This is a genomic window from Dyadobacter sp. BHUBP1 (assembly GCF_050587785.1).
Classification (GTDB): domain Bacteria; phylum Bacteroidota; class Bacteroidia; order Cytophagales; family Spirosomataceae; genus Dyadobacter.
Window position 1 is genome coordinate 540834 of record NZ_JBOBIH010000001.1, and the last position, 15650, is coordinate 556483.

14 protein-coding genes are annotated in these 15650 nt (G+C 49.8%); 7 read left to right on the top strand and 7 right to left on the bottom strand.

From position 1 onward, the window contains the following. Positions 1–86: 86 nt before the first annotated feature. The 5 genes from ACQ4MZ_RS02310 to ACQ4MZ_RS02330 form a co-directional block, all read right to left on the bottom strand. Positions 87–1403 carry an MFS transporter gene (locus ACQ4MZ_RS02310; RefSeq protein WP_430842548.1) on the bottom strand — a complete coding sequence of 439 codons (1317 nt, stop codon included), beginning with the start codon at positions 1401–1403 and terminating at the stop codon, positions 87–89. Then, complete coding sequence (locus ACQ4MZ_RS02315; protein ID WP_430842550.1) at positions 1384–2919, bottom strand: tagaturonate reductase; 1536 nt, start codon at positions 2917–2919, stop codon at positions 1384–1386. Before ACQ4MZ_RS02315 ends, ACQ4MZ_RS02310 begins: the two co-directional genes overlap by 20 nt. A gap of 357 nt (positions 2920–3276) precedes the next feature. Continuing rightward, entirely contained in the window at positions 3277–3633 is a 357-nt protein-coding gene (locus ACQ4MZ_RS02320; protein WP_430842552.1) for a cupin domain-containing protein, read from the bottom strand. Further along, entirely contained in the window at positions 3633–4463 is an 831-nt protein-coding gene (gene kduI / locus ACQ4MZ_RS02325) for a 5-dehydro-4-deoxy-D-glucuronate isomerase (protein ID WP_430842554.1), read from the bottom strand. The genes ACQ4MZ_RS02320 and kduI overlap by 1 nt, the downstream gene beginning before the upstream one ends. Positions 4464–4503: 40 nt before the next feature. Continuing rightward, entirely contained in the window at positions 4504–5274 is a 771-nt protein-coding gene (locus ACQ4MZ_RS02330) for an SDR family oxidoreductase (RefSeq protein WP_430842556.1), read from the bottom strand. A 267-nt stretch (positions 5275–5541) separates the two neighbouring features. Between ACQ4MZ_RS02330 and ACQ4MZ_RS02335 the strand changes: the two genes are divergently transcribed. Both ACQ4MZ_RS02335 and ACQ4MZ_RS02340 read left to right on the top strand, forming a co-directional pair. Next, positions 5542–6576 (top strand): LacI family DNA-binding transcriptional regulator, encoded by a 1035-nt coding sequence (locus tag ACQ4MZ_RS02335; protein WP_430842558.1) that lies wholly within the window; start codon positions 5542–5544, stop codon positions 6574–6576. Between the two features lie 19 nt (positions 6577–6595). Further along, positions 6596–7087 carry an NUDIX hydrolase gene (locus ACQ4MZ_RS02340; RefSeq protein WP_430842560.1) on the top strand — a complete coding sequence of 164 codons (492 nt, stop codon included), beginning with the start codon at positions 6596–6598 and terminating at the stop codon, positions 7085–7087. On the opposite strand, the gene ACQ4MZ_RS02345 is transcribed toward ACQ4MZ_RS02340, so the two are convergent. Beyond that, positions 7074–9242 carry a TIM-barrel domain-containing protein gene (locus tag ACQ4MZ_RS02345; RefSeq protein WP_430842562.1) on the bottom strand — a complete coding sequence of 723 codons (2169 nt, stop codon included), beginning with the start codon at positions 9240–9242 and terminating at the stop codon, positions 7074–7076. The two genes, ACQ4MZ_RS02340 and ACQ4MZ_RS02345, sit on opposite strands and share 14 nt — an antisense overlap. 121 nt (positions 9243–9363) lie before the next feature. Here ACQ4MZ_RS02345 and ACQ4MZ_RS02350 point away from each other — a divergent pair, with 121 nt between their 5' ends. The 4 genes from ACQ4MZ_RS02350 (at position 9364) to ACQ4MZ_RS02365 (ending at position 12224) form a co-directional block, all read left to right on the top strand. Next, positions 9364–9975, top strand: a complete 612-nt coding sequence (locus ACQ4MZ_RS02350) for a peroxiredoxin family protein (RefSeq protein WP_430842564.1) — start codon at positions 9364–9366, stop codon at positions 9973–9975. Between the two features lie 99 nt (positions 9976–10074). Beyond that, positions 10075–11235: a methionine aminotransferase gene (locus ACQ4MZ_RS02355; RefSeq protein ID WP_430842566.1), complete on the top strand. Its 1161-nt coding sequence runs from the start codon at positions 10075–10077 to the stop codon at positions 11233–11235. A 75-nt stretch (positions 11236–11310) separates the two neighbouring features. Further along, entirely contained in the window at positions 11311–11745 is a 435-nt protein-coding gene (gene parS, locus ACQ4MZ_RS02360) for a type II RES/Xre toxin-antitoxin system antitoxin (RefSeq protein ID WP_430842568.1), read from the top strand. Further along, positions 11742–12224, top strand: coding sequence for an RES family NAD+ phosphorylase (locus ACQ4MZ_RS02365; RefSeq protein WP_430842570.1), 483 nt, complete (start codon positions 11742–11744; stop codon positions 12222–12224). Before parS ends, ACQ4MZ_RS02365 begins: the two co-directional genes overlap by 4 nt. On the opposite strand, the gene ACQ4MZ_RS02370 is transcribed toward ACQ4MZ_RS02365, so the two are convergent. Then, positions 12214–13449 (bottom strand): ABC transporter permease, encoded by a 1236-nt coding sequence (locus tag ACQ4MZ_RS02370; protein WP_430842572.1) that lies wholly within the window; start codon positions 13447–13449, stop codon positions 12214–12216. The genes ACQ4MZ_RS02365 and ACQ4MZ_RS02370 overlap by 11 nt on opposite strands. Positions 13450–13586: 137 nt before the next feature. Here ACQ4MZ_RS02370 and nadE point away from each other — a divergent pair, with 137 nt between their 5' ends. Further along, positions 13587–15647: an NAD(+) synthase gene (nadE, locus tag ACQ4MZ_RS02375; RefSeq protein ID WP_430842574.1), complete on the top strand. Its 2061-nt coding sequence runs from the start codon at positions 13587–13589 to the stop codon at positions 15645–15647. Positions 15648–15650 lie beyond the last annotated feature (3 nt).

Genomic DNA, 15650 nt, shown 5'->3' on the forward strand with positions numbered 1-15650 from the left:
TTAGGACTTAACTTCGGCTGTCGGCTATCGGACTTTTGTTTTCTGAAACGGTCAGGTATGACAGCCGACGGCCGAAAGCCGAAGTACTATATATCCACCCTCTCCATTTTCGGCGAAAACACGTGCATTACTCCCCAAGCGAGCAGGTACGCGAACCCGCAGATGATGAAAATGACGTTATACCCTCCGCCGATATTCCCGGCAGCCTTGTAGTTGTCGAGAATGATCCCTACCAAAAGAGGAAAAAGGATGCCTCCTACTGATCCGGCCATACCACCGATACCGACGACCGAACTTACAGCCTTTTTAGGAAACATATCCGAGGCCGTCGTAAAAATATTTGCGCTCCAAGCCTGGTGCGCCGCTGCCGCCAGACTGATCAGCACGACGGCCTGCCAAATGTTAGTCGTGTATTGGGCCGCCATAATAGGCATTACCAGGAATGCGAAAATCAGCATTGAGGTCTTTCTGGCGCGAAACACCGGCCAGCCCTTTTTGATAAAATACCCCGACAAATACCCGCCGCCGATACTGCCTACCGTGGTTGCCGTGTACACGATCACGAGTTCCGGGCTCGGTTTGGAAAGATTGAGTTTAAATGCTTCGGCGAAATAGGAAGGCAGCCAGTAGAGAAAGAACCACCAGATCGGGTCGGTGAGCATTTTACCAAAAACAAATGCCCAGGTTTGGCGGATTTTGAAAAGTTGAAGCCATTTAACCGGTGCTTCTTTGCTCGTATCAGCTTCGTTGTCACTGTGAATGTAGTCATATTCGACCTGGTTGATGCGCGTTTGCTTTGCGGGAAGCTCATAGTACCGCCACCAGAATATCAGCCACACAAAACCGAGGGCACCGGTGATCAGAAATGCCTCCTGCCAGCCATAGGCGCCCAGAATCCAGGGGACCATGACGGGCGCTACAACTGCGCCGATATTAGCCCCGGAATTGAAGATGCCCGTGGCCAACGCCCGCTCTTTTTTAGGAAACCACTCGGCGGTTGCCTTGATCGCCACCGGAAAGTTGCCGGCTTCACCAAGCCCCAGAACGGCCCGCATGAACCCAAAACTGAATGTGCCCGTCGCGACAGCATGCAACATGGCCGCGATGCTCCACACAACCACCGAGATCACGTAACCAATTTTGGTGCCGATTTTATCAATAATAGCTCCGAAACCGATCAGGGAAAATGCATATGCAGCCTGAAATGCCATTACAATGTGGCTGAAATCGGATTCCGACCAGCCGAAGTCGGCTTCCAGGGTCGGTTTGAGCAATCCCAGCACCTGGCGGTCGAGGTAATTGATAGTCGTTGCGCAGAACAGGAGCGCGACAACGCGCCAGCGATAACTGGTCCTTTTGGCCTCCGATTGAAGCTCTGCGGGTTCAGGATTGTGAGATAGCATATTCCGTTCTTTCTAAAAGCGTTTTGAGTGTTTCAGTAATACCATTTTGGGCAATGGATTGGAGATATCTGACGATGGAGCTATGTACAGAATCGATTTTATTCATGTCACGGCCCCATATCGATTGTTCTTTCAGTATCGCCTGCACCATATCTGGCAGCGAGGTCATTTGCCATTTCTGATAAAAGAACGGCGCTTTCGGATCCTGGATCAGGTAAGGAACACCGTCGAGTCGACCATAATAATGGTCTCCCTCTCTCTTCACAGCTTTCATAAAATAGATAAAAACCGCAAGCCCGAAAGTCATGTATTCGGGTAGGTAACCATTCTTTGCTTCGTAATTCAAATAAGTCGGGATGACCCTCGAAAGGATTTTGGCGGAGTAATTCTGATTGATATTAAGCCACTTATGTAAAATATGGGGGTTTCGGAAACGGTCGGCAACTTGTCGACTGAATGTGAGGGCTACGTCCGGGCGGACGTCGTAAGGGATCGCGGTCGCGATTTCGCTTTCCATTAAATGCCTAATGAATGCCGAAAAGAACGGGTCGTTCATCGCATCGACGACCGTTTTGAAACCGCACAAATGCGCGAGCCCACCCCCGAGCGTGTGAGGGCCGTTCAGCAGCCGCAGTTTCAGTTCACGGAACTGTTCAATGTCCGGCTCGATAATCAGGCCTTTATCAATGCCGTAAAAGCCAATTTTTTGACGGATACGCTCGTCGCCTTCGATAGCCCACAAATGATAATGCTCGGTGGTGATGAGCAGCTCGTCGCGGTAACCTAGTTCTTCTTCCAGTTCTTTCAGCCGCGTTTCGTCGGGTTTGCCGGGAACAATGCGGTCGACGAGCGAGTTGCAGAAAAAATTGTTTTGTTCGATCCAGTCGATGAACGCGCCCTCCAGACCATTGCGGTGAGCGAGTTCGAGGATAATGGATTCGAGTTTTTTACCATTATCTGCGATCAATTCTGTCGGGATAATCACTACTCCAAAATCGGGATTGCCGCCGAATGCCACGTAACGCGCATACAAAAAAGCCAGCAATTTGCCGGGGAACGACACCGGTGGCCACTGGTAAATATCGTCTTGCACAAGCTGAATGCCGGTCTCCGTGGTATTGGATATCACAATGCTTACAGCCGGGTTTTTGGCCAGGTCCAGCACGAGCGACCATTGCGTTTTCGCCGAAAGTACCCTGCTAATGGCCGATGAAATGATATTTTCCTCCTTGGCTTCGCCATCCTGAATGCCGCGGGAGCAAATGGTGTACAGGTTATCCTGTCGTTCGAATGCCTTGGTGTCGCCCTGGTCCGTGGATTTCACGACCACGATCCGGCCGTTGAAGATTCCCTGCCGGTTGGCTTTGTCTATAAAATAATCGGCCAGGCCGCGCAGGAATGCTCCGGTGCCGAATTGCAGCACTTTTTCCGGCAACTGGAACACGGAATCATCGGCCACGACTACGCCGGGCTGACTTCTGAGCTGGCGAAGGTTCTCGCGGAAAAGATAGCCCATAGCAGTGAGAATTATTTTTTAATAACCTGTTCAACAATCGACCGGTGAGGTATTTGCCCGCTTTGAAATTTCCGAAGCTGGTATCGATTCTCCTGCCGTCAACATATTCATTGCAAATTCACGGATCGCCGACGGCGAATACTGTACCCTTACCATATTTAGAAATTCCAAGAATAGCCTTCATTACTAATCCCTGGTCGTGCCGACAAGGATCGAATCTTTATGGTTAGTCATGAAAGAATCTGCCATTTGCCGCGATAGCGGTATTTCCTGCGCGAAGGAGCGGTTGTCACGACAAAAGTGATCCAGAGCGGAAAGGAGTGTAAACGGCGTAGAAAAAGGGCCATATAGAACGGGTTATGCCTTCGGAACATTAATAAAATCCTCCCGCATGGGAGTAAAAATATCGACCAGCATGCCGGCCGAAAGGCACAATGCACCATGCACGAGATGCGGCGGGATGTAATACACATCGCCCTGCCGCAAAACCTGCTTCCGTTCACCAATCGTGATCTCGAATTCGCCGCTTTCGACATAGCTCATTTGAGTATGAAAATGGCTGTGCAGCGTACCGATACCGCCTTTTTCAAATGCCACTTTCACCATCATCAGGGTGTCGTCATAGGCCATGACCTTGCGTTTCAGGCCGCCTCCGAGGTCTTCCCAGGGGATTTCGCTGTCGGACACGAATTCTTTTTCTCTGAGTGCTTCCATTATCTGAGATCGCCGATCAATACCGGGTCCATATCTGTATAATCCTTATTTTCACCCGCCATTCCCCAAATGAAAGAGTAATTGGAAGTCCCGCAGCCCGAGTGGATCGACCACGGTGGCGAGATCACCGCCTGACGGTTGGCCACCCACAAATGACGGGTTTCGGAAGGCTCGCCCATTAAATGTAATACCCTTTGATTCTCAGGTATATCGAAATAGCAGTACGCTTCCATGCGCCGGTCGTGAACGTGGGAAGGCATCGTATTCCAAACGCTGCCCGTTTGTAGTACCGTAAGGCCCATAACCAGCTGGCAGCTCTGAATGCCGTCCAGATGGATGTATTTGTAAATCGTTCGGTGGTTTGACGTTTCCATGCTTCCCACGGTCGCCGGCGTCGCGTCTTCCTTGTTAAAAAGTCGCGTCGGGTACGTGTGATGTGCAGGCGAGGAGAGTAAATAGTAAGCGGCTGGTTCTGAAGGGTTTTTGCTGGTTAACAATACTTCTTTTGTGCCTTTCCCTACATATACACAACCCAGCTTACTGACCGCGAAATGCGTGCCGTTGGCAATAACTTCGCCGTCGCCGCCGATATTGATAATGCCTATTTCTCGCCGTTCGAGGAAATAGGAGGCCTTCAGGGCATCGAAAACCGGGATTGCCAACGGTGTGGCAAGCGGAATGGCACCGCCGATGATTACGCGGTCGTAGTGGCTGTATACGAAATGGATCTCACCATCCCGGAAAATATCTTTGACAAGGAAATTGTCGCGCAGGATATCGGTATCCATTTGCGCTACTTCTTTCCGGCTGCTTTCAAATCTGATCTGCATTTGCTGCGGCAACTTGTTGAATTTTTTATAATTAGTTTGACTAGCGGCCCATCCAGCCGCCGTCGACGGTCAGTATGGTGCCATGGACATAACTCGCGGCTTCCGAAGCCAGGAAGAGGGTTGGCCCTTTGAAATCTTCCGGTAGTCCCCAGCGCCCAGCCGGTATGCGGTCGAGGATGGATTTGCTGCGTACCGGGTCGTTGCGTAATGCCTTGGTATTGTCGGTATTGACGTAACCCGGTGCAATGGCGTTCACATTCACACCTTTACCCGCCCATTCATTGGCCAATGCTTTCACCAAACCGCCGATAGCACTTTTTGAAGCCGTGTATCCCGGTACATTGATACCTCCCTGAAATGTGAGCAGCGACGCAGTAAAAATGATCTTGCCCGAGCCGCGCGAGATCATTTCCTTACCGAGCTCGCGTGCGAGAATGTAAGGTGCGTCGAGATTGATACTCAGTACTTTGTCCCAATACTCATCGGAGTGCCCGGCAACTGGTTCACGAAGGATAATACCAGCGTTGTTTACAAGAATGTCGATGACAGGGTGGTCTTTTTTTACCTGATGGATGAATTGATAGAGCTTTTCCCGTTCACCGAGGTCGGCCTGATAGGGGTAGAAGCTCCTTCCTGTCTGTCGGATAGCACGTTCCGTTTCGCTGCCTTTCTCAAACTCCGAAGAAGTGACCCCGATAATATCTGCACCGGCCTCAGCGAGCGCCTCCGCCATGGCTTTTCCAATGCCGCGATTGCAGCCGGTTACCAATGCAGTTTTTCCGGAAAGGTCAAATAAATTAACGGTATTCATGAATGGGTTTATAATTTGTCTTTTTCGGGGTATCCGATAAATTTAGCGTCGATACTAAATAGACCCGAACCAAACGATGTTAGATTGAATAATCAGAAAAATCAAATAACGAATTGTCTTTTTTTGTGCAATCGTTATCGGGAACGTTGTCAGTTGAGCCGGATGATTGTAAATTTTAGGATAAATTGGCAGTCCGGCTGAGAGGAGCACAGGAGTGTGGGATATTTTGAATCGAATAATAAGTTGGAATAAACCAATTTTCTGGCATTGGAAACCATCACCATCAAGGATATCGCAAAGGCACTGAGCCTGTCGACCTCGACAGTCTCACGTGCATTGAGAAATAGCTATGAGATTAACCCCGAAACCAAGAAGCTGGTGATGGAGTACGCCGAGCGGATGAACTACCGCCCGAATCCCATTGCGCTCAGTTTGAAGGATAGCAAAAGCAAGTCGATAGGCGTCATTATCCCTGAAATTGCAAACCACTTTTTCTCACAGCTTATCAATGGCATCGAATCCATTGCTTATAACCTGGGTTATCACGTGGTGATTTTCCAAAGCCATGATTCCTATGAAAGGGAAGTAGCGAATACCAACTATTTGGTCTCGAGGCGTGTGGATGGGCTGCTGGTTTCGCTGGCGAGCTTGACAACCAATCTCGTACATTTTCAGGAATTGATGGAAAAAGGGCTGCCGATCGTGTTTCTCGACCGGGTACCTAATGATATCGAGACGCATAAGGTCGTAGCCGACAATTTTACAGGCAGTTACGAGGCTACCGAGCATTTAATCCTTTCGGGGCGCCGGCGCATTGCGCATCTCACGAGCCCTATTTACCTGTCGATCACCACCGAGCGACTCGCGGGTTATAAAAAGGCACTGGAAGATTACGGCATTCCATTTGATGAGTCGTATGTCAAATATTGCCTTTACGGCGGCAAAATAGAGGCTGAGAACGAAGCCGCAATAGAAGATCTGCTCTCATTGCCGGAGCCGCCCGATGCCATATTCACAGCCAGCGACCGGCTTACAACCGGGTGTATGTCGGTATTCCAAAGGAAAGGTATCCGGGTGCCGGATGAGGTGGCGATCGTCGGCTTCACCAATATAAGCGTGGCAAATTTGCTCAATCCGCCGTTGACGACCGTCATGCAACCTGCGATGGAAATGGGTCAGCAGGCCGTAGAGCTCTTGATCAGGCTGATCGAGCATCCGCAAAAAACCGACAAATTTGAAACGCGCTCACTTAAAACTGTCATGACGATCAGGGAATCGTCTGTGGGAAAAACGGTAGTTTAGCGGAAAAGACGCGTCACGGATGATTAGCCTTCGCATTGATGGAGCATTGTTCAATTACAGGGTCGCCGGTGTGGCGGTGCTGAATGGCAAGGTGCTCCTGCATAAAACCCCTTCAGATAATTTCTGGACGCTTCCCGGCGGGCGCTGCGAGTTGTTCGAATTTTCAAAAGATACTTTGCAGCGTGAAATGCAGGAAGAAACCGGGCTGGACGCCGAAGCCGGCGCAATGCTTTGGGTTTCCGAAAATTTCTTCCTCTATAATGGCGATAAATACCACGAAATAGGTTTCTATTTTGAAATGCAGATTAAAAACCTGCCCAACCAGGATGATTTTCTCGGTGTGGAAGGGCAGGATGAATTGCTTTTCCATTGGCACGATGTGACTGATTTGCATTCGATTCGTGTCTACCCTGAATTCCTCACGGACGCACTTGCGAAGAAACCTCTGGAAAAAGGACATTATAACTCGGGTTATCTTGATCTCGACTCCGTGGGCGCTATTCCGTCATAAACCGCCAGGTAATATTACCGATTGTGTCAGGCTTGCCAGTTTCAGCGGCTGAAATGCTGCCTTTCAGTTGGCCGCCCTGCCGTTCCACTTTAATGGTACGCCACGAGAATGCCCCTTTTTCGTAAGCAAATGTCTCACCGTCGTCATCGTAAAGGTTATAGCTGCCGTTCTTTTCTCCGTAATGCCGGATTTCGATATCCGTTTTGGCTCCCGACCGCGGTGCATGGAGCAGGGCCGGCATCATGGGAATAATACCTCCGTCTTTCACAAAAACCGGAATTTGATCCATTCTCGGGCTGATGGTGATCACCTCGCCGTTGCCTGCGAACTGGCCGGTGTAGAAATCATACCATTTTCCTTTGGGCAAAATCACTTTTCGGGAAGTTTGTCCGGTAAACAATGGTGCTACCAACAGGTATTCACCAGCCATATATTGGTCTTTCACTTCATGGGTAACCGCTTCTTCATAAGGATTTTCTTCGAGATTGGTTGCCGTTTTTTCCTTTTTCATGTTTATGCCAAAACCCTCTTCCAGGTTCATCCCACGGAATGGCGGCGTGCCGTTGTAATGGTATTTCGCAAATTCAGAGTACCAGTAAGGCATCATGCGCATCCGGAGTTCAGCCAATGCCTTGATCTGCGGCGCCACCTCGGGGAATGTCCAAGGCTGCATGCTGCTCGACCACGCGTTGATCATCGCCATAGGAGAGAAGCATACTGTCTGAAAGCGCCGGAGCCATTCTTCGGCGGTTTTCGACGCACGTACCTCCGGAGTCCACAGCACGCCGACGTAGCCGCTGTTGATGAGCGCGGTAATGAAATCTTCATGGCTGTAATTGTCATTATAAATCACATAAGGAAACGGCGCCCCACCCGCGTTGGACGCACGAACGAGCCCATATGTGCGCATATTGTTGCGACGGAACATTTCGAAGCTGTGTTTCTGAACGAGCAGCCCGTAAGTCTGGCGGATTTGCTCAGATGAACGGCCCGAAGGAAATGTGGCCACATCCGGCCAGAGGTAGGAATCGAAGCCATCTACTTCATCGATCTTATAGCCACTGACACCGATTTTGACATGCTCTTTTTCAAACTGATCAAAGAGAATTTTGCGCGCCTGGGGCATCGAAAGGTCTGGTACTACACCATTCCAAACTGTGTGTGAACCGGTGTAGGGCGCTATTGCCTTGTAAATGGAGGCATCGGGCGAGACGTACGGGTTTGTCCAGAGGTTGATTTTGACACCCATTTGATCCAGATCCTTTACAAAACTTGCCGGATCCGGGAAGCGTGAGCGGTCCCATTCGAATGTACAAGGGTAGGACTTGGTTTGCCAGCCGGGTTCGAGACCGATGAAATCGAGCGGGAAGCCTTTTTCTTCAAATGCTTTCGCCTCCTGTTTCACCTGATCGGCCGTGTAGAGCCGGTGGACGCGCTGTGTAAAGCCAAGCCCCCAGCGTGGCGGCAGGCAGCCTCCGCCGCTCAGCAAATTGAAACGCTCGATCGTATTAACAGGTTTGGGGCCGGCGAAAACGTAGATTTCAATGCCTTCGGCCGGAATCAGCATTTCAACTGCGTCGGAATAAGGGTGCGCTTCCCAGTTCTTGTCGGTGTTGCGATCCATCACTTTCGGCGGATTTTTACTGTCCTTGCGTACGCCCGAGCCCGCGTATACATCGATGTATTTGGCAGAATTGACGAAGACACCATAACCCAGCGACGATACATAAAATGGCACCGGGGCGTGTGTGCGGCCGTTGTCGGTTTTGCCGTAATGATCGGCGTGGAGCTGCATAATGCGGCCGCGCTGATGGATAGTCTGGAAATTCAGCCCGAAACCATACAGCTGCTCATTCCTTTGCAACGGCAGGCGTAGGTACGACTTGCCATTATTCAATTGAAATGCGATGGCCGATTTGTCGAGCGGAAACTCCTGTCTGGATAGTTTGGAAAGCGCAGGAGAGGCGGTGCTTTCCGCTGCTTTCAACAGATCGTAGGCATCGGGCTTGCCTGCGGTACCCTTCCAGACGCCCGGATGAATCTCTTTCCAGGTGATAGCTTGCCCGAAAAGCAGGGATGGAATGAAGATTAAAAATAACGTAGAAAGGCTTAGGTTGAGTTGGCGCATCGTGTTCAGTGGCTCGTGGATCAACATTATAAGTGGTTATTGGTTTTTTATACTAAGAAATGGCGGTGGTAAAATAAGTCTATTAAATTTGTAGGATAAATAGATTAATGTTAACTTCGAGCTTCGAAATTAGAAGACCCTTGGCATTATGTACTACGAAATTGAAGACGAACTGGGCAACGTGTCCACCTTACAACTTAAACAACGGATCGCGGAAGAGCAGATTGAGCCGCCCAAGAAGGATGAGCTGGCTCCGCTGTTCTATCTACGGAACGAGGAAGGATTTCCGGTCACATCGCTGGCGGGCGCTCCGTCGGACAGCGACTTACGATCGGTGCTCGATCTGGTGCGTTTCAAGCCGCTTGTACTCAGTTTCTATTGCAATTGCTGGGGAAGTTACGCGCCCAAACACCTGGAAGTCTTGAAGGCGCTCGCGCCGCAGGTAGAGGCTTTGGGGGGACAACTGTTGATATTGACGAATGAATCCCAAAAGGAAATAGGGCGCATTGCCAGAAAGCTGGATACGGCAGCGTTGATTTACCATGATAAAAATTACAACGTAGCACGTTCCTATGGCGTGTTTTCTGAAACCTCCCCGATCTGGGACCGCATTGCAGGGATTTCGGAGGAGGTTTTCACGCCTTCGCTGTTTGTCCTGGGCCGCAACCGCCGGGTGGGTTACACATTTGTAGATGAAAACTTTGACAATACGCCTGACGTCAAAAGTGTTTTGAAAGCGGTTTACGACGGCCGGCAATAGAAATTGCATATTTGACATTCATACCGTGTCAGCCAGGCAACCATGCATTATCTTTGGTTTCGCCGCTGACACGGTATTTGTTTAATACGATTTTTGGATATGTTATTGAAAAACAGGTTGCAATCGAAGCTCCCCAATGTCGGGACTACCATTTTTACTAAAATGTCGGCGCTGGCCGAAGAGCACAAGGCGCTGAACCTGGCGCAGGGTTTCCCCGAATTCGATTGTTCACCTGATTTACAGTGGCTGGTCGACAAGTATGTACGGTCAGGTAAAAACCAGTATGCGCCCATGACGGGCGTATTGCCGTTGCGAGAGGCAATCGCACGAAAGGCTTTTGAAGCCTCCGGTCACGAATATCATCCTGTGACGGACATTACCATTACCAGCGGCGCCACCGAGGCACTATTCGTGGCAATCAGCACAGTAGTGCATCCCGGCGACGAAGTAATCGTCTTCGAACCTGCCTACGACAGTTATGTACCCGCTATCGGGCTTAGCGGCGGCATCCCGGTTTTCGTAACGCTTGACCCACAATACGATTCGATTAACTGGGAGGTCGTAAAGTCGCTCATTAGCGAAAAAACACGTGCGATTATCATTAACACACCGCATAACCCGACCGGAAAAGTTTGGGAGGCTGCTGATTTACGGGCGCTGGCTTCCCTCGCGGAGGAGCACGATCTGATCGTAATCAGTGACGAAGTTTATGAATACATTGTTTTTGACGGGCGGGAGCATATTTCGGTGGCATCCATTCCGTCGCTCGCCGGGCGGAGCTTTGTCTGCGGGTCCTTCGGGAAGACATTTCACACAACCGGCTGGAAATTGGGCTACTGTCTTGCTCCGGCCCATCTTACTGCCGAGTTCAGGAAAATTCACCAATTCCTGGTGTTCAGCGTGGTAACGCCATTGCAATTTGCCGTAGCCGAATATCTGAACGAACCTGAGCATTATCTGTCACTCTCTGCATTTTACGAGCGTAAACGGGATCTGTTTAATGAGGCAATCCAGGACATTGGTTTTGTGCTTAAACCCTCAGAGGGCAGCTTTTTTCAGAATGTTTCCTATGCCAACTTGTCAGATGAAAACGATCTTGCATTAGCCGAACGGCTCACCAGGGAGGTTGGGGTTGCTTCTATACCGGTGTCGGCATTCTATGGAAGAGCAACGGACTTCAAAACGCTTAGATTTTGCTTTGCCAAGCATGACGAAACCTTGCTGAAAGCCGCAGGCTTGTTGAACGCCGCACGTTGGTAAAAAGATTGTAGGAGAGTGGCTTGTTATCCACAAATTCGAAAAAAGTCGTAACTTAATCTGACAAATTTCGGACGTATGAAAACGATACAATATCAAAAATACGATGAAGTCGCTCCGTTGCGGATAGCTGAGGAGCCCGAAGTGTTGTATGTTGCCCGGCAAACGATCGATATGTTTCCTGTCGGGCGCTTTCAGGCGCTTTCTCAGAAGTTGCTTTTCACCCAAATGGAATGGGCCGAGATACTGCATGTAAGCGATAGAACGCTGCACAGGTATCTGAAAGACGATAAGCCTTTCGAAGGGTTGTATGCGGAGCATTTGTACCAGCTTGAAAATATGGCCGATCTTGGCCTGGAAGTATTTGGGGATGCGAAAGCCTTTGAAAGATGGCTTCGTACGCCGAGGGAAGTTCTCGGTGAAACGCAGGATTTTTCGACGTTGCGCTCATTCTGGGGTGTGAAACTGATTTGCAATGAGCTCGGGCGCATGGAACATGGCGTGTACATATGATCGCGTACCGCCTTGCTGCGAGGGCGTATATTGATGACCTATCGGGTTCAGGAGCCAAGTTGTTTGGAGGGCGCTGGAATCCGGCGGGATGCCCTTGCATTTATGCCAGCCAGAACCTTTCACTCGCATTACTTGAGAAATACGTCCATGCCGAATTCCGGGAATGTATGGAGCGGCTCGCCTTACTCCAAATCACTATTCCCGACGATGATAACCTGGTTTTTCATGTCGACGACCAGCAGTTGAAGAAGAATTGGATGAACGATATTTCCTATTCTCAGTGGATTGGCGAACAGATCCTGACCGACCCTGAAATCATCGCATTTACGGCGCCATCGGCGATTGTACCTTCGGAAAGAAATGTGATATTGAATCCATTCGCCAAAAGATTCGGCGATATTCAGTTTATGCCCGCAGTTGACTTCTCAACAGACTTACGTCTGCTTGCAAAGCTCTTAGCCCAAAAAACTACTTCTTGAACAACAATGCCTTGATCGGCTGAATCCGCGTGATGATGAGCGTTGGAATGAGCAGGATCGCCGCCGTGATAATGACCGCGACTACGTTGACCAACGCGAAAATTCCCCAATCGAATACGATAGGGACGGTGTCCATGTAATAATTGACCGGGTCGAGCGGGATCAATTTGAACTGGTATTGAAGCCAGCATAACAAGAGCGCGGTCACGTTGCCAATAATGATCCCTTTGCGAAGCATGTCGAGGCCGACCTGGAAAAAGATCATCCGGATTTGCCGGTTTGGGCTTCCGAGTGTTTTGAGCAATCCAATGAGCGGTGTTCTTTCCATAATGATCACGAGCAATATTGAGATCATGTTAAAACAAGCTACAAAGAGGATAAGCACCAGGAAAACGGCTGTATTGCGGTCGAGCAGAACGAGCCAGTCGAAGATTTGCGGAAAGAGGCTGGTAACTTTTTGCAGAAATAAACCCGGCGGAAGTTCGCGACGGAGCTTGTGGGTGACCTGGTCGAGGTTGTGAAAGTCTTTGAGGTAAATTTCATAAGTCCCGACAGAATCTGCGCCCCAGCCATTCAGCCGCTGTACAAGTCCGATATCCCCGATAATCAGGTTGTTATCAAACTCTTCCATTTCCGTTTCATAAATACCGGCGACCATCAGCTTACGGGGCCTGGGCGGATTTTGAAGCGAATACATGATTACATCGTCGCCGGTTTTCAGCCGCATTTGCGCAGCGATTTTCCGGCTGATCAGGATTTGTGAAGAATAACCGTATTTAATGGAGGAAGAATCGGTGCGGGTGATTAGTTTCCCTTCTTTGAGGTTGGGTTTGAAAGTTTCCCAGTCGTAGTCCTTGCCTACGCCTTTCAGAATTATTCCTTTGATTTCGTCTGGCGTCTTCAGAATGCCCGATTTATGCGCTACGGCTTGCCAGCGCTTGATTTCGGGAATTGTTGGTAGTATATCCGACACCGCATTTTTGACTGGGAGCGGCGCCTCTTCATAAGTATTGCCCTGCGAAAAGGCATTTACATTGATATGTGCGCTGAAAAGGAATATTTTTTGCTGGATGGTTTGCTTGAAGCCCAGCAGCACTGCAAAAGCGATGATTCCAACCGCAATACCAATGGCGATACTGGCCACGCCGATTCGCGAAACTGTGGCAGAAAATGATCCTGCTTCGTTATGGCGTATTCGTTTGGCGATGAATGAGGGGAATTGCAAGAGGAATCTGTTCTTTAAATTAGTTGTTGACAAAAATAGGAAAAAACCTTAGCGGTTCGAAAAAGGCATTTTTTTATTAAGTTTCCAGCCTCTTTTTAGCCCAAAGACATACCGAATCGAAAAACATACCACGGTCCATGCCATTAATCAAAGTTGCTTCCGGAGTAGTAAACCAGACACCCATCGCCTGGGAGGCCAACACCCAAAATATCGTCGATGCGATCAGGGAAGCCAGGAAGCAGGATGTAAGCCTGCTCTGCCTGCCCGAATTATGCATTTCAGGTTACGGCTGCGATGATTATTTTTTTGCGCCGGACATGGCGGAACAAGCGCAGCGTTGTTTGCTAGAAATAGCAGAAGAAACGGCAGGGATGATCGTGGCGGTCGGTTTGCCGTTGCGGCACAACGGAAGTTTGTACAATGCGGCCTGCCTGATTTCCAACAAACAGATCGCCGGTTTTTACTGCAAGCAAAACCTGGCCAACAACGGTATTCACTACGAGGCGCGATGGTTCAGGCCGTGGCAGCCTGGGGTAGTAGAGAGCATTGAGGTCAATCAGATGTTTTACCCAATCGGGGACCTCATTTTTGACGTGGCTTCGGGTCGTATCCTGGGCGGTTCACACGGAGTGAAGATTGCGTTCGAGATTTGCGAGGATGGCTGGGTGGCCAATCGTCCCGCTCGCAGGCATTACGAGCGGGGTGTGGACATTATCCTGAACCCCAGCGCAAGTCATTTTGCATTCAACAAGTTTATGGTGCGTGAAAAGCTTGTGGTGGATGCTTCGCGCTCATTCTCATGTAGTTATATTTATACTAATCTCCTGGGTAACGAGGCGGGGAGGGCTGTGTACGATGGGGATGCGATGATCGCCTCGAATGGCGACCTGCTTGCATCTAGTCCGCGATTCAGCTACGAGGATTATGTGATCACAACGGCAGTTATTGATACGGAATACACCCGTTTAAGTCAGGTTCAGAGCAAAATTGCTACTGCGGAGAAAGAACGGACCTGGCGCGTTGCTGCAAGGTTCGATTTTCCGGATATCGAGCCGGTATTACCACAGGTTCCGGATATAGAGCCATTTGAAAAAGGTGGGGCATTAAAGGAGGAGGAATTCGCGCGGGCCGAGTGTCTTGCATTGTTCGACTATCTGAGAAAGAGCCGTTCCAACGGTTTCACCATATCACTTTCGGGCGGGGCCGATTCCTGTGCCTGTACTGCATTGTGTGGGCTGATGATCCGCCTGGCCGATGAAAGTATCGGTATGGACCGCTTCAAGCAGAAGCTATCTTACATCAAGGATATTCAATCTGCCCAAACAGAGGAAGACCTTGCCAAAGTTTTGATCCATAATATTTACCAGGGGACTGAAAACAGCTCTTCCGATACGCTCGAATCCGCACAGTCATTGGCGGAGTCGATTGGTTCTACATTTTATAATGTGAATATCAATGGACTGGTCGAGACTTATAAAGACCTGATTGAAAGCCAGATTGGCCGGAAGCTGAACTGGGAGCAGGATGATATCGCGTTGCAGAACATCCAGGCGAGGGTCCGTGCCCCGGGAGTGTGGCTGTTGACCAATCTCTCGAACCACCTCTTACTCGCGACGTCGAACCGCTCGGAGGCGGCCGTCGGATATGCCACTATGGATGGTGATACCTCCGGCAGCATTAGTCCGTTAGCGGGGATCGACAAGCATTACCTGCGCCAATGGCTCCGCTGGCTCGAAACGGTGGGATGTGAAGTGAAAGGCAAGCACATCCGGATTGAAGGTTTAAAGAAAGTAAATAGCCTGCAACCCACCGCCGAACTACGACCACTCGCACAGACGCAGACAGACGAGGCCGATTTAATGCCTTATGAGTTTTTAAATGACCTGGAAGGACTGGCTATCAGGGATAAAAAGTCACCATTGGAGTCTTACAAAAACCTTTATGTGCGTTACAAAGGAACTTATAGCGTGGAACAGCTCCTCGGTTGGACAGAACGTTTCTTTAAGTTATGGAGCCGCAACCAGTGGAAGCGGGAGCGTTACGCGCCATCCTTCCACCTCGACGACCGAAACCTCGACCCGCGCTCCTGGTGTCGCTTCCCGATATTGTCCGGCGGGTTTGAGAAAGAATTAGCCGAGCTGCGCGCATATGTACAAGGCGCGGCTGTGCAGAACGGGCGCAAGCGGATCGGGTTTTAGCAA

Bases quoted from the DNA above. Each gene is read 5' to 3' on its own strand.
- ACQ4MZ_RS02310 (WP_430842548.1), bottom strand. From the start codon at position 1,403: ATGCTATCTCACAATCCTGAACCCGCAGAGCTTCAATCGGAGGCCAAA.
- ACQ4MZ_RS02315 (WP_430842550.1), bottom strand. From the start codon at position 2,919: ATGGGCTATCTTTTCCGCGAGAACCTTCGCCAGCTCAGAAGTCAGCCC.
- ACQ4MZ_RS02320 (WP_430842552.1), bottom strand. From the start codon at position 3,633: ATGGAAGCACTCAGAGAAAAAGAATTCGTGTCCGACAGCGAAATCCCC.
- kduI (WP_430842554.1), bottom strand. From the start codon at position 4,463: ATGCAGATCAGATTTGAAAGCAGCCGGAAAGAAGTAGCGCAAATGGAT.
- ACQ4MZ_RS02330 (WP_430842556.1), bottom strand. From the start codon at position 5,274: ATGAATACCGTTAATTTATTTGACCTTTCCGGAAAAACTGCATTGGTA.
- ACQ4MZ_RS02340 (WP_430842560.1), top strand. From the start codon at position 6,596: ATGATTAGCCTTCGCATTGATGGAGCATTGTTCAATTACAGGGTCGCC.
- ACQ4MZ_RS02345 (WP_430842562.1), bottom strand. From the start codon at position 9,242: ATGTTGATCCACGAGCCACTGAACACGATGCGCCAACTCAACCTAAGC.
- ACQ4MZ_RS02350 (WP_430842564.1), top strand. From the start codon at position 9,364: ATGTACTACGAAATTGAAGACGAACTGGGCAACGTGTCCACCTTACAA.
- ACQ4MZ_RS02355 (WP_430842566.1), top strand. From the start codon at position 10,075: ATGTTATTGAAAAACAGGTTGCAATCGAAGCTCCCCAATGTCGGGACT.
- parS (WP_430842568.1), top strand. From the start codon at position 11,311: ATGAAAACGATACAATATCAAAAATACGATGAAGTCGCTCCGTTGCGG.
- ACQ4MZ_RS02365 (WP_430842570.1), top strand. From the start codon at position 11,742: ATGATCGCGTACCGCCTTGCTGCGAGGGCGTATATTGATGACCTATCG.
- nadE (WP_430842574.1), top strand. From the start codon at position 13,587: ATGCCATTAATCAAAGTTGCTTCCGGAGTAGTAAACCAGACACCCATC.